Below are 12759 nucleotides of genomic sequence, written 5' to 3' on the forward strand. Positions count from 1 at the left end.
CTTTACAAACTATGTGATCTGTCGTATGGATCACCACTGGAGCATAATAATGCCTGTCATTACTCTACCCGATGGCAATCAACGCCAATTTGATCAACCGCTTTCCGTTCAAGACATTGCTAGTAGCATTGCCCCTAGTTTAGGTAAGGCTGCTTTAGCTGCAAAAGTGAATGGTCAGCTCGTCGATACTTCTTATATTGTTGATCAAGATACCCAATTAAGTATTGTCACTGCTAAAGACCCGGAAGGTGTGGATGTGATTCGTCACTCAACTGCACATCTGATGGCACAAGCAGTGAAGCAATTATTTCCCGATGTACAAGTCACTATAGGCCCCGTGATTGATAAGGGGTTTTATTATGATTTTGCGACTTCGCACCCTTTTACACCGGAAGATTTAGCAGCGATTGAAAAACGCATGCAGGACATTGTGCGCCAAAACCTTCCGGTAGAACGTAGTACTATGCCGCGTGATGAGGCGATCCAGTTTTTTGAAAACATGGGCGAGCATTATAAGGCTGAAATTATTCGTGATATTCCCGCCGGTGAGACGCTATCCCTGTATAAACAAGGTGATTTTATTGATCTCTGTCGCGGCCCTCATGTGCCTAGTACGGGTAAAATTCAAGCCTTTAAATTAATGAAGGTAGCCGGTGCGTATTGGCGCGGTGATTCTAAAAACGCCATGTTGCAGCGCATTTATGGTACTGCATGGGGCGATAAGAAAGAATTAAACGACTACCTCCATATGTTAGAGGAAGCCGAGAAGCGTGATCACCGTAAACTAGGTCGCCAATTAGATTTATTCCATTTTGATGAAAATGCTCCCGGCTCGGTATTCTGGCATCCTAAAGGTTGGACTTTATTCCAAACTTTAATCAACTACATGCGTAAGCGCCAAGAGCAAGCCGGTTACACCGAAATTAATACACCCGATGTCATGGATCGTGCGCTGTGGGAAACATCAGGACACTGGTTTAATTACCGTGAAAATATGTTTACTACCCAAACCGAGGATGAGCGGGTTTTTGCCCTGAAACCGATGAACTGCCCCGGATGCATGTTAATGTTTGCCCAAGGGTTGCGTAGTTATCGTGATCTGCCCATGCGTATGGCAGAGTTTGGTAAAGTGCATCGCTACGAGCCTTCCGGGGCGTTACATGGCCTGATGCGCGTGCGTCATTTCACCCAAGACGATGCGCACATCTTCTGTACTGAAAGTCAAATGGAAGACGAGTGCAAAAAGGTAGTAGGGCTGGTACTCGATATTTATCGCGAGTTTGGGTTTGATAATATCATTATTAAACTCTCTACACGTCCTGAGAATCGCATTGGTTCGGATGAGACTTGGGATAAATTAGAAAATGCCTTAGCTAGTGCCTTAGATAACTTAGGTATGCCCTATACATTATTCCCCGGTGAAGGTGCCTTTTATGGCCCTAAATTAGAGTTTGTATTACGTGATGCCATCGGACGTGATTGGCAATGCGGTACTTTACAAGTCGATATGAACTTGCCGGAACGTTTTGATTTAGCCTATATTGCAGAAGATAATTCACGTCAACGTCCAGTTATGTTACATCGTGCCTTGTTTGGTTCGCTTGAGCGCTTTGTGGGAATTTTGATTGAACACTATGAAGGTAAATTCCCGGTTTGGTTAGCGCCAGTGCAGGTTGCGGTGATGAATATTACCGATAGCCAAGCCGATTACGTGCAATTAGTCGTAGATCAGTTACGTAATGCAGGGATTCGTGTCATTGCTGACTTGAGAAATGAGAAAATAGGCTTTAAAATCCGCGAACGGACTATGCAGCGTATACCCTATTTGCTGGTAGTTGGTGACCGCGAGGTCGAAACACATACTGTCTCAGTGCGGACACGTAGTGGTGAAGAGTTAGGATCATTATCCCTCGCTGATATAACTCAGCGTATCACTCAACAAATAACAAGCCGCACTTTATCATTATTGGAGGATTAGCCCATAATTGCCGAAAAAGAACACCGCATAAACGGTGATATTAATATCCCGAAAATTCGTTTAATTGATGCGGACGGTGAGAATAAAGGCGTCGTATCCACGCGTGATGCGTTGGCTATGGCTTATGAAGCGGAATTAGATCTGGTGGAGATTGTGCCTAATGCCAAACCGCCGGTCTGTCGGATCATGGATTACGGCAAATTCCGCTTTGATGAGAGCAAGAAAGCTAGTATTGCTCGCAAAAAGCAAAAACAAGTGCAAGTCAAAGAAATCAAATTGCGTCCGGGCACTGACGATGGGGATTATAACATTAAGCTACGTAAGCTGATGGAATTCCTTGAAGAGGGTGATAAAACTAAAATCACTCTCCGGTTCCGTGGACGTGAAATGGCACATCGTGACATTGGCTTGCAAGTGTTAAAGCGTATTGAAGCAGATTTAATCGACTATGGTGTCGTTGAGCAGTTCCCTAAGCTCGAAGGTCGCCAAATGGTGATGGTGTTAGCACCTAAGAAAAAGCCTCAGTCGAGCACAGGGGGTGGAAACAATACGCCACCTAGTACGAATGGTGCGCCTGCAGGTACTACACCCTCTGCTTAGTTAGTTGTCATTCTGTTGAGGTTAGGCACTCTCGCAGAATGTTGTTAGTCTCTCTTATTTAGGAGTTAAAGATGCCTAAGATGAAATCGCATAGCGGGGCGTCTAAACGTTTCCGCAAATCAGCCAATGGCACGTTTAAACGTAAGCAATCTCATATGCGCCATATTTTGACCAAAAAGTCAACAAAGCGTAAACGTCAATTACGAGTAGGTGTGGATCGTGTACACGAATCCGATCAAAAAATGGTTGACCGCTTATTACCTTACGCTTAGGGAGTATTTGAGAAATGGCAAGAGTTAAACGTGGTGTACAGGCTGGAGCCCGTCACAAGAAAATCATGAAAAAGGCTAAAGGTTATTATGGTAACCGTAGCCGTTCTTATCGCTCAGCTCACCAAGCGGTGATCAAAGCGGGTCAATATGCTTACCGTGACCGTCGTCAGAAAAAACGTCAATTCCGTGCACTATGGATTGTACGTATTAATGCCGCTGCACGGTTATATGATCTGTCTTATAGCCGTTTCATTAATGGCTTAACTAAAGCAGGTATTAAAGTTGACCGTAAAGTGATGGCTGATTTAGCAGTCCATGACATTGCTGCATTTGGACAATTAGCGGAAAAAGCAAAGGCTGCCTTGGCTGCTTAATCTTTTGCTAATTGAACAGTGAAAGTCTTGAGCGGGGAAGGTTTATCGCCTTTCCCGCTTTTTGTTTTCAAACTAGAAGGGAATTATTGTGCAAAGTTTGCTGGAACTCATGGGGCAGGCACATGAGCAACTCTCTCAAGCAGCCAGTCTTGCTGCACTTGATCAAGTCCGTGTGCATTATCTAGGGAAAAGTGGCTTATTAACGGGTCAACTCAAGCAGTTAGGCAAATTATCGCCAGACGAGCGTAAAGCAGCCGGTCAAGAGATCAATAACGCTAAACAAGTGCTCATTGAGGCCTTAGAGGCACGACGTGAGTCTTTGCAAGCGGAAGCATTGAATGCGCGTTTGCAATCCGAGGCGGTTGATGTCACGTTGCCGGGGCGCGGTATGAGCCAAGGGGGCTTACACCCCATTACCTTAACTATCCAACGCATGAGTGAGATTTTTGGACAGTTAGGTTTTGAAATGGCGGAAGGCCCTGAGATTGAAGACGATTTTCATAATTTTACTGCGCTGAATATCCCAGAAACGCATCCAGCACGTGCGATGCACGATACTTTTTATCTAGAAAATGGCTTATTACTGCGTACTCATACCTCCCCCGTACAAGTGCGCTATCTCATGAACCATAAACCTCCTGTGCGCGTTATCGCCGCCGGACGTGTTTATCGTTGTGATTCCGATATGACCCATAGCCCCATGTTCCATCAAATGGAAGGCTTAATGGTCGATACCGATATTACCTTTGCCGATTTAAAAGGGATTCTAAAAACTTTCTTCCGTGAGTTTTTTGAGGTGGATGATTTAGAAACCCGTTTCCGTGCGAGCTTTTTCCCCTTTACTGAGCCATCGGCTGAAACCGATATCACCTGCGTACATTGCCAAGGCAAAGGCTGTCGGGTCTGTAAAAATACTGGCTGGTTAGAGGTCATGGGCTGCGGCATGGTACATCCGAATGTACTAAAAAATGTGGGTGTAGATAGTGAAGCTTACACCGGCTTTGCCTTTGGTATGGGCGTGGAGCGTTTAGCGATGCTGCGCTATCAGATTAATGATTTGCGTGTCATGTTTGATAATGATGTACGCTTCTTAACTCAATTCCATTAATCCGAGGTCGTTACCATGAAAGTCAGTGAGTCTTGGTTACGCGAGTGGTGTAACCCGTCCCTAGCCTTGGATGCATTGGGACATCAATTAACGATGGCAGGTTGTGAAGTTGAGGGTGTCGAGCCTGTTGCAACCGCCTTCTCTGGTATTGTGGTGGCTGAAGTCTTAACTGTGACTAAGCACCCCGATGCCGACAAGCTTAATGTCTGTACGGTGTCTTATGGTACGGATGAGGTGCTGCAAATTGTGTGCGGTGCGCCGAATGTGCGTGCGGGTATGAAAGCACCTTTAGCCCTCATCGGGGCTAAATTACCTATGCCGGATGGTAGTACACTCACCATTAAAAAGGGCAAATTACGCGGTGTTGAATCCCAAGGGATGCTGTGCTCAGCCGCAGAAATGGGGATGAGTGATAAATCTGATGGCTTATTAGATCTGCCAGCGGATGCGCCCGTAGGTACGCCACTACGTGAATATTTAAAGCTAGATGATCAAGTCTTAGAACTAAATATCACCCCTAATCGTGGCGATTGTTTGAGTATTGCGGGAGTAGCGCGTGAAGCCAGTTTGCTCACCAGCGCCCCACTAGTACCACCTGCTATTCCTACTATTGCGGCGAGTACTCAGGATACCTTTAAAGTCACAATAGCGGCTACAGAGGCTTGTCCACGCTATGCAGGTCGCGTGGTTCGCGGGGTAAACGCCAAAGCTAGTACTCCACTTTGGATGAAAGAAAAGTTACGTCGCCAAGGTCTGCGGAGTATTGCCCCCTTAGTGGATATCACGAACTATGTGCTGATTGAATTAGGGCAACCTATGCATGCCTTTGATCTCAATCAGCTACAAGGCGAGATTACGGTACGACTCGCCCACAATGGTGAGCAGATTACATTGCTCGATGGGCAATCTATTGAATTAAAAGATAATACCTTATTGATTACCGATCAGGCTGGTGCGGTGGCAATCGCGGGTATTATGGGTGGGCAGCGTACTGCGGTCAGTTTAGAGACTACGGATCTATTTCTAGAAAGTGCGCATTTTGCACCATCTGCGATTGCCGGTCGAGCGCGTCAATATGGTTTGCAAACCGATGCGTCCTATCGCTATGAGCGCGGAGTGGCTGCTGATTTGTGTGTGCAAGCATTAGAGCGGGCTACACAATTAGTACTAGAGATTTGTGGCGGTCAAGCAGGGCCTATTGTTGATAATGTAGCAGAGGCATCCGCCTTAACTAAGCGCAGTGTCACACTACGGGCAGCGCGTATTAAGCGTGTGCTCGGTATTACCTTAGAGCACGCGGAAGTTAAAGCCTTATTAGAGCGTCTAGGTTGTGAAGTGACTGATACAGCCGAGGGGTGGCAAGTATTAGTACCCTTAGCGCGTTTTGATATTACCATCGAAGAGGATCTGCTGGAGGAAGTCGCGCGTGTGTATGGCTATGATGCGATTCCTGCGGTCATGCGTCCCTTAACGCCTATGCTGCATTTGCCTTCACAAGAGTCGGTTAGATTAGAGCAGTTACGCGCTCCTTTAATCGCACGCGGCTATCAAGAAGCGGTTACTTTCAGTTTTGTGGATGAAGCGATTGAAGAGCAATTGAGTCCGGGTATAGACCGTATTCGTCTACTGAATCCACTGTCGGCAGAACTAGGCCTGATGCGTAGTACCTTATGGTCGGGACTACTGCGGGCGGTGAGTTATAACCTCAATCGGCAGCAAACTCGTGTGCGCTTATTTGAGGTAGGGGCTGCGTTTAGTTTAGAAGAGGGTCAGTTACAACAACGGCGTAAAATCGCGGGTGTGGTAACAGGATTCAATGAGCCAGAGCAATGGGCAGCGCCTAAGCGTAAGGTTGATTTTTTTGATATAAAAGGTGATGTCGAAGCGATTTTAGCAGCCGTTTCGGGTGAAACCTTTTACTTTATCCCCGTCGTACATGCCGCACTCCATCCGGGGCAATGCGCCCAAATTGCGACTAAAGAGCAAGTGGTGGGTTGGGTCGGTGCCTTGCATCCCCAGTTAGAGAGTACTTTAGGTTTAGATCAATCGGTGTTCTTATTTGAGCTAGACTTAGCGTACTTACAAAAGGCTCGTGTGCCTCACTATACGGCGGTTTCTAAGTTCCCTGCGCTGCGTCGTGATCTATCCTTAGTAATGGATAGTCATGTATTGGCACAATCCTTAGAACGTATAATTGCCAACGTTGCCCCACCACAGGTAGTAAGTTGGACTATTTTTGATATTTACACCGGACAAGGTGTTGAATTAGGTAAAAAAAGTGTTGCTTTAAACTTGATTATTCAGGACGCTTCTCGCACTCTTGAGGACTCGGAAGTCAATACTATCGTCGCAACCGTAGTAGCCGCCTTAGAAGCAGAAACCGGGGCTACCTTACGTTAAAAAGGAGATTAATAGAAATGGCGACTTTGACCAAAGCTGATATGGTTGAACAATTATATGAAGAATTGGGTTTAAACAAACGTGAGGCTAAAGATCTGGTGGAATTATTTTTTGAGGAAATCCGCCAAGCACTAGGGGAGGGGCGTAATGTGAAATTATCAGGTTTTGGTAATTTTATGTTACGGGATAAAACTCAGCGTCCGGGACGTAACCCCAAAACAGGCGAGGAAATTCCCGTGTCTGCGCGGCGCGTGGTGACTTTCCGTCCGGGACAAAAACTTAAACAACGTGTGGAAGCCTATGCAGGAAGCATTGATTCCTAATGCACAACTACCTGAAATCCCCAATAAGCGTTACTTCACCATTGGTGAGGTAAGCCACCTGTGTAGCGTTAAGGCTCATGTCTTACGCTACTGGGAACAAGAATTCCCCACTCTAAAACCCATGAAGCGGCGTGGTAATCGGCGTTATTATCAGCGCTCTGATGTGTTGATGATACGGCGTATTCGCGCCTTATTGTATGAGCAAGGTTATACGATTAGTGGTGCGCGTCAGCAATTGTTAGAGAGTGCTGTACCCGCACAACCCCTGATTTCTATAGTAGAAAAACTGGCTAGCATTGAGGTCGTTAAAGTATCTCAAACCCCTAAGGTATTGAGGCCTTTTCCAGACGGTTTAGATTTAGAGCAGTTAATTCGTCAATTAGAGGCCGCCGTGAAGGTATTACGTCCTTAACCTTGGGTTTTTTAAACAATAACTCTTGTACTTTGGGGAGAGTTAGGGTATCTTGTGCGCCTCTTCGGTCGGGGCGTAGCGCAGCTTGGTAGCGCACCACAATGGGGTTGTGGGGGTCGGAGGTTCAAATCCTCTCGCCCCGACCATTTGTCTTCTTGATGTTATTATCCTTTCTCTAAAATCGTATTTTTTAGGGATTCTATAAGGATAATAAATGATTCAACCTTACTTCCTTCATACTCTTAATAAGCTATATTAGTTGGGTGAGTTGTTCATAGAGCGCGAAGCTCGATCCGTCTGCTTTCCATCATTTCACCCTCAATGAATAGGCTGTCAACGGTCTCTTCTACATTGGGTGTTAGCGATATGCTTCGCTATAGTCCCCTATCTGGTTCATCCCCACGTATCTATTTTTATAGCATGTTATATTCACTTGGATTCATTCTATTTGATGCAGGAGAGAAGCGTGAGGCGTTTTATACCGATTGTATGCTTAGGTTTGGTCATTGTTGGTTTAGTAGTATTCATTAATATGAATCAGGATTACCAGCGAGCTGTCACTGCTCATGAAGAGCAAAATTATGCGACAGCGTTTGAGCTTTTTAAGCCTCTAGCCGAGCAAGGTGATGCTAAAGCGCAATACCACCTAGGGCTTATGTATGCCGATGGTGAGGGGGTCGAGCAAGATTATAGTGAAGCCATACAATGGTATACCAAAGCCGCCGAACAAGGTGATGTTCAAGCTCAATTCAACCTGGGATCCCTGTATTACAGAGGCAACAGGGTCGAGCACGATTATAGCAAAGCCGCACAGTGGATGACTAAGGCCGCAGAGCAAGGACTGGCTCCGGCTCAACTCCTCCTAGGGGTTATATATGCTAAGGGCGAGGGGGTCGAGCAAGATAAAAGTAAAGCTGTGCAGTGGTATACCAAAGCAGCCGAACAAGGCGATACTCAGGCTCAACTCCTCCTAGGGGATATGTATGCTAAGGGCGAGGGAGTCGCGCAAGATAAAAGCAAGGCCGTAGAGTGGTATACCAAAGCAGCCGAACAAGGACTTGTTGACGCTCAATTCAACCTAGGAAATATGTACATCAAGGGTGAGGGAGTCGCGCAAGATAAAAGCAAGGCTGTGGAGTGGATGACCAAAGCGGCAGAACAAGGCAATGCTGAGGCTCAAAAAGCCTTGAAACAGCTCAATACAAAATAATCCTAGGTGATTTCATCTAAAGGCTAAGAGTGAACTTCTGGCTCACCTCTTACGCTTAGCCAACTTATTCAATACGTGGCTGATCTCATAGTCTTGGATCGTATCAGCCTCGCTACCCTCCCGATTAAAGCGCTGATTGTCCTTTAGACTCGTGAAACGATTCCGTCATGGTTTGAAATGCCCTGTTTTTTTAACTATTGTTATAGTGTGCTATGTTCTATACTACTCGACTAAGCTCGCTACTGATATCGGGAGCTAAGCTACGAGATTTAGCTAATTTTTGAATAATTACACAAATAGGCTAAAGAGGTTATAGTTTTATAATATTTAATCCTGCAAGGATACTTTTTATTTTTATAATCTGCTGGCAGAAAATTATGTAAAAACTGAGCTTCTCAGTATAAATGAATTAATAATAAGCTTTAATGGATAAATAAATAGTGGGTATTAAAAAACGTTATATAATTCTGATTATTATTCTACTAATTCCAACGGGGTGTAGTGTCTATAATATCTATACTTTCTTACAAAGAAATAAATTGGAGGGCATGATGCATGACTACATTAATTTTGCAGCCGATTTCGCCGAAAAGCATGGGCGTATGCCAGAGATTGATGAGGATCTGGTTTATGTTCAGAGCCTTGATTGTAGTAAGATAGTAAGACATATAGATTCAGAAGATTATCACGGATACTTTGTTAATAACTTAAGGTGTGAGGATTTAAATAAAAAACCTATTTATTTTGAGATAAGTTATTATATTTATTTTCATGAAGGAACAAAAATTTTAAAGGAAGTAGAAAGAAAAGTTAGATTAAGAAAAGGTGACTCTAGGTGCTCTTTTAGGTTCATTGATTTTGCTAGTAAGAAAAGTTTTTCTATTAAGAAGGATGAAAGAGTAGGCTGTGGGCAAGATAAATTGATTAGATTGGGACAGTAAAAAATTATGGGCTATTTAAAATTTTACCGCTATCACTCATGTATTCCTTTTCTTTAGGCTTTAAGCCCTTAAGCATTGAGTCTGTTAGTTTTTTATACATTTTCATTGCTTTGTCTCTGAATCATGTCCAAAAGCAATGGATAACACAATGTTTTCGGTGGGATAGTATGGGACAACCTGAGACAACCTGAAACACAAAAACCCCTACAGATTGCGGCCTGTAGGGGCTTTTGGAACGTTCTGGGACAACCAGAAACAAAATATTGGTGGAGGCGGCGGGAATTGAACCCGCGTCCGTAAATCCTCTGCCTGAAGGCACTACATGCTTAGTCTATCTTTTATTTAACCCGCGTCCCGCTAATAGACAAGCTGGCATGTTGGGCGGTCCCAGTAATTTTTTAGTATCGCAGCCCTGAGCAAGCCTTGATACGATCTTGTGAGAGATTATGCCTGATTCGAGCGCACAAGCACGGCCTCTGTCAGACAGCACTCAACCGGTTATTAAGCGGCGAGAGCGTAAGAGTCGTCGTTTGCGACTATAAGTTGTGACTAGTGTTAAAGTGGTCACCACATCCACTGCATGCTCCCCAGGTTTTGTAATCCACGTCGAAGCCGGATCGCCCCCGTGGTCACTTGACCTAAGAGGCAAACACTATACATGCTTATAATGGATTTGTCATGTGAAAACGAAAAATGACCTGACACTCCGCGTTAAATCCGTTAAAATTAACTTACCTCTTCTGAGGCCTCATAGTTAAATGGATATAACGGCCCCCTCCTAAGGGGCAATTGCAGGTTCGATTCCTGCTGGGGCCACGTTTAAAATCAGCCACTTAAATACCATATCCTTCAGAGTGCTTAGGTTTTTAGTTACCTTTTTACACTAAATTATTGCTGCCCTCCCATTTGTCTGCCTGAGTTGTTACTGATAAAACTCCTAGTTATATTCTATTAATTTATTTTATAAACAATAAAAACTAGAAGGTAATCATGGATAACTTAAATCAAAACTCCGAACAATCCACTCCCATGCTGACGCATCAGGGGGCTTCGCAGCAGGATTCCCATCATCAAGAGTCCTCTTCTCAAGAGTCTAGCCAGCAAAATGCTTCCCATCAAAGAGTCTCTTCTCATGAATCCAGTCATCAAGAGTCTATTGCACCACACCAACCTGTAACGAATAAAGTGAATGAATACCAACAAGTTTTCGATGAAATTGATGCGATTCACGATACTTTATTGAGTAATATTGATAAGGCTAGAAAATTACATACGGATTTGCGTATGCGTACTAATAAATTAAAGGTGGAAATCGATAAAAGGCAGGAAGAGAAAAAAATTCTATGGAATGCTGTTCAACAAACTGCACAGTTTCCTCTAGGGACTGATAGTAATGATGGGGTAATAACAATCGATACGGCTATAAAAGAAAAAGAACGTGCTTGTAGACGAATTGTTGAGATAACAGAGAAGCTTAGTGGCAAAATGTTACCTAGTGATTTTTCTCACACAGATTTATTGAAGGCTATTGAGCAAGAGTCTAATTTAATTGCAAATATAGTACGTTATATTCAAGTAGCAGAAGAGCTTGATGGACAAATGAAAGAATACCTTGAGGTTAAAAATAAGGAAGATAAAGTGGGATCACGATTTCAATCCTTATCGGATATTTTTTCGATGGCTATTACTAAAAATTAAAAAACTTATTTTTTGACTTTTTTGCTTTGGCTTCAACTTCCCCTTTGGAGCCAAAGCCTACCCCTGTTATTTGCTTTCAGTTCGATAAGTGTCAACCATCTAGAGGAACCCATAATATGAAATATTATACACACCCCAACTTTATTAGTTCCTTATATACTCTGCATGAAAATGAAGGAAATGGCAAAAAGGCAGCTATAAAGGCTCTAGCCGTGTTAGGAAAGATACACGCACAAGGAAAATTTGCCAATAAAGAGGTTAGTCATTTACCACCTAGACCGAATAAAGAACGTAGAGTCCCAAATTGTATAAAGTATGACCTAGGTAGCGGCTGTCGTTTAGTGACATTGATGTATCAAGAGGAACAAATTCTGCTGTATGCGGGAACACATGAGGATGCAGAAAAGTGGTTGGAAAAACAAAAGATAAGCAATGTATCCGTCGCTGCGTTTTTAAACAAAGCACAACAATGCTTAGATCCTGCTAGTGTTATTAAAGTTACACCATCTCAACTCATAATATTTCCTGATACACCCGAAGTACAGCATAGTATTGAAGAGGCGCTTCAAGAATTAGTAGAATCATTGCGTAAAAATAAAGAAAATCTGCGAGAGTATAGAAGAGATGTTTCTATCAAAAGGCAAGATATTAAGCTGGCTGAAGCCGAGTTTCAAAAAAAAGATCCTGTTAGTCCCGATGAAAATTACAATGTAGATTATGAACTCAATAATGCTTCAAGTGATATTGAAAAAGTAGAATGTAAAAATATTTCAGAATATATCAAAAATATTACTCAATGCACTAAAGAAAGGAAAATAGCTAGTGCTTTAAGTCTGATCACACCCATTGAGCAAAATCTCAAGATTTTAAAATTAAAATTAAATTATATCCAGAGCCTAGAGCTATTATCTGCAGAGCAAACGTTGGCTATTAAGCTGCGGGAAAAAATGCTAAAGCTAGCGGTTCCGCTGGGTTTAGAAATGCCACGCAGTACTACGACTCCTCCAACGCTTAATAACCCCAGTACTCCTCAAGCAGCCATGAGCACTATATCTGTTAAAGAGAAAGAAGTTACTAAAGCAGAAGTGGCTTTAAAAGTGGATACTACTAAGAGGAGCGGGGCAATTCGCTATATTCCTCCCAAGGTACTACATACTTCAGATGCTTCAGATACCTCAGATGCTTCAGATGTTCTAGGTGTTCCAGATGCTCCTGATGCACCAAAACCTACTTTACACTAAAAATACCGCATCAGCTCAACACTAAGTTGATCTTACTGCATTGACTGAGGAAGCAGCGAAAGGTGCTCGCGCTTCCTCAGAGTCCTATTTCACCAAGCTAAATAATCCTCCTAGGTCAAATATCAAAAGCTGGTATTCCACAAAGCTTTAGTCTATGAATAACCCTTACCAGCAAATACTTGTATTCCTGTCGAGTACATTG

At 43.5% G+C, this 12759-nt stretch carries 11 protein-coding genes, 2 tRNA genes, 1 other RNA gene and 1 pseudogene; 14 read left to right on the forward strand and 1 reads right to left on the reverse strand.

All coding sequences use genetic code 11. The features are described 5' to 3' along the window. Positions 1-49 precede the first annotated feature (49 nt). The 11 genes and pseudogenes from thrS (at position 50) to A3IK_RS0115710 (ending at position 9618) form a co-directional block, all read left to right on the forward strand. Complete coding sequence (gene thrS, locus A3IK_RS0115660; protein WP_020560930.1) at positions 50-1978, forward strand: threonine--tRNA ligase; 1929 nt, start codon at positions 50-52, stop codon at positions 1976-1978. Between the two features lie 3 nt (positions 1979-1981). Continuing rightward, a pseudogene (gene infC / locus A3IK_RS19760) lies at positions 1982-2497 on the forward strand (translation initiation factor IF-3); the annotation flags it as partial. 152 nt (positions 2498-2649) lie between these two features. Continuing rightward, positions 2650-2850: a 50S ribosomal protein L35 gene (gene rpmI, locus A3IK_RS0115670; protein ID WP_020560932.1), complete on the forward strand. Its 201-nt coding sequence runs from the start codon at positions 2650-2652 to the stop codon at positions 2848-2850. Positions 2851-2864: 14 nt separating this feature from the next. Continuing rightward, positions 2865-3224, forward strand: a complete 360-nt coding sequence (rplT, locus tag A3IK_RS0115675; protein ID WP_020560933.1) for a 50S ribosomal protein L20 — start codon at positions 2865-2867, stop codon at positions 3222-3224. Positions 3225-3312: 88 nt separating this feature from the next. After that, positions 3313-4332: a phenylalanine--tRNA ligase subunit alpha gene (gene pheS, locus A3IK_RS0115680; protein WP_020560934.1), complete on the forward strand. Its 1020-nt coding sequence runs from the start codon at positions 3313-3315 to the stop codon at positions 4330-4332. A gap of 15 nt (positions 4333-4347) precedes the next feature. Beyond that, positions 4348-6732: a phenylalanine--tRNA ligase subunit beta gene (gene pheT / locus A3IK_RS0115685; protein WP_020560935.1), complete on the forward strand. Its 2385-nt coding sequence runs from the start codon at positions 4348-4350 to the stop codon at positions 6730-6732. A 17-nt stretch (positions 6733-6749) separates the two neighbouring features. After that, entirely contained in the window at positions 6750-7055 is a 306-nt protein-coding gene (gene ihfA, locus A3IK_RS0115690) for an integration host factor subunit alpha (RefSeq protein WP_020560936.1), read from the forward strand. Continuing rightward, positions 7033-7467 (forward strand): MerR family transcriptional regulator, encoded by a 435-nt coding sequence (locus A3IK_RS0115695; RefSeq protein WP_020560937.1) that lies wholly within the window; start codon positions 7033-7035, stop codon positions 7465-7467. The genes ihfA and A3IK_RS0115695 overlap by 23 nt, the downstream gene beginning before the upstream one ends. A gap of 69 nt (positions 7468-7536) precedes the next feature. Then, positions 7537-7613, forward strand: a tRNA-Pro gene (locus A3IK_RS0115700). Positions 7614-7933: 320 nt separating this feature from the next. Beyond that, on the forward strand, positions 7934-8677 hold the full coding sequence (locus A3IK_RS0115705; protein WP_020560938.1) for a tetratricopeptide repeat protein: 744 nt from the start codon (positions 7934-7936) through the stop codon (positions 8675-8677). Between the two features lie 548 nt (positions 8678-9225). Beyond that, entirely contained in the window at positions 9226-9618 is a 393-nt protein-coding gene (locus A3IK_RS0115710; protein ID WP_162596674.1) for a hypothetical protein, read from the forward strand. 264 nt (positions 9619-9882) lie between these two features. Here the strand turns inward: A3IK_RS0115710 and ssrA are convergent. Beyond that, positions 9883-10243, reverse strand: a transfer-messenger RNA (tmRNA) gene (ssrA, locus tag A3IK_RS20955). 119 nt (positions 10244-10362) lie between these two features. On the opposite strand from ssrA, the gene A3IK_RS0115715 reads away from it, so the two are divergent. From A3IK_RS0115715 to A3IK_RS0115725, 3 genes are all read left to right on the forward strand, one after another. Next, a tRNA-Arg gene (locus A3IK_RS0115715) sits at positions 10363-10434 on the forward strand. Between the two features lie 174 nt (positions 10435-10608). Further along, complete coding sequence (locus A3IK_RS0115720) at positions 10609-11316, forward strand: hypothetical protein (RefSeq protein WP_020560940.1); 708 nt, start codon at positions 10609-10611, stop codon at positions 11314-11316. A gap of 116 nt (positions 11317-11432) precedes the next feature. Then, positions 11433-12557 (forward strand): hypothetical protein, encoded by a 1125-nt coding sequence (locus A3IK_RS0115725; RefSeq protein ID WP_020560941.1) that lies wholly within the window; start codon positions 11433-11435, stop codon positions 12555-12557. The last annotated feature ends 202 nt before the right edge of the window (positions 12558-12759 follow it).

It is taken from the genome of Thiofilum flexile DSM 14609 (assembly GCF_000380185.1).
GTDB classification, from domain to species: domain Bacteria; phylum Pseudomonadota; class Gammaproteobacteria; order Thiotrichales; family Thiotrichaceae; genus Thiofilum; species Thiofilum flexile.

What these genes read in the sequence shown, in the direction of transcription:
- pheT (WP_020560935.1), top strand. Translation starts at nt 4,348, where the DNA reads ATGAAAGTCAGTGAGTCTTGGTTACGCGAGTGGTGTAACCCGTCCCTA.
- A3IK_RS0115725 (WP_020560941.1), top strand. Translation starts at nt 11,433, where the DNA reads ATGAAATATTATACACACCCCAACTTTATTAGTTCCTTATATACTCTG.
- A3IK_RS0115695 (WP_020560937.1), top strand. Translation starts at nt 7,033, where the DNA reads ATGCAGGAAGCATTGATTCCTAATGCACAACTACCTGAAATCCCCAAT.
- ihfA (WP_020560936.1), top strand. Translation starts at nt 6,750, where the DNA reads ATGGCGACTTTGACCAAAGCTGATATGGTTGAACAATTATATGAAGAA.
- A3IK_RS0115710 (WP_162596674.1), top strand. Translation starts at nt 9,226, where the DNA reads ATGATGCATGACTACATTAATTTTGCAGCCGATTTCGCCGAAAAGCAT.
- rplT (WP_020560933.1), top strand. Translation starts at nt 2,865, where the DNA reads ATGGCAAGAGTTAAACGTGGTGTACAGGCTGGAGCCCGTCACAAGAAA.
- thrS (WP_020560930.1), top strand. Translation starts at nt 50, where the DNA reads ATGCCTGTCATTACTCTACCCGATGGCAATCAACGCCAATTTGATCAA.
- rpmI (WP_020560932.1), top strand. Translation starts at nt 2,650, where the DNA reads ATGCCTAAGATGAAATCGCATAGCGGGGCGTCTAAACGTTTCCGCAAA.
- A3IK_RS0115720 (WP_020560940.1), top strand. Translation starts at nt 10,609, where the DNA reads ATGGATAACTTAAATCAAAACTCCGAACAATCCACTCCCATGCTGACG.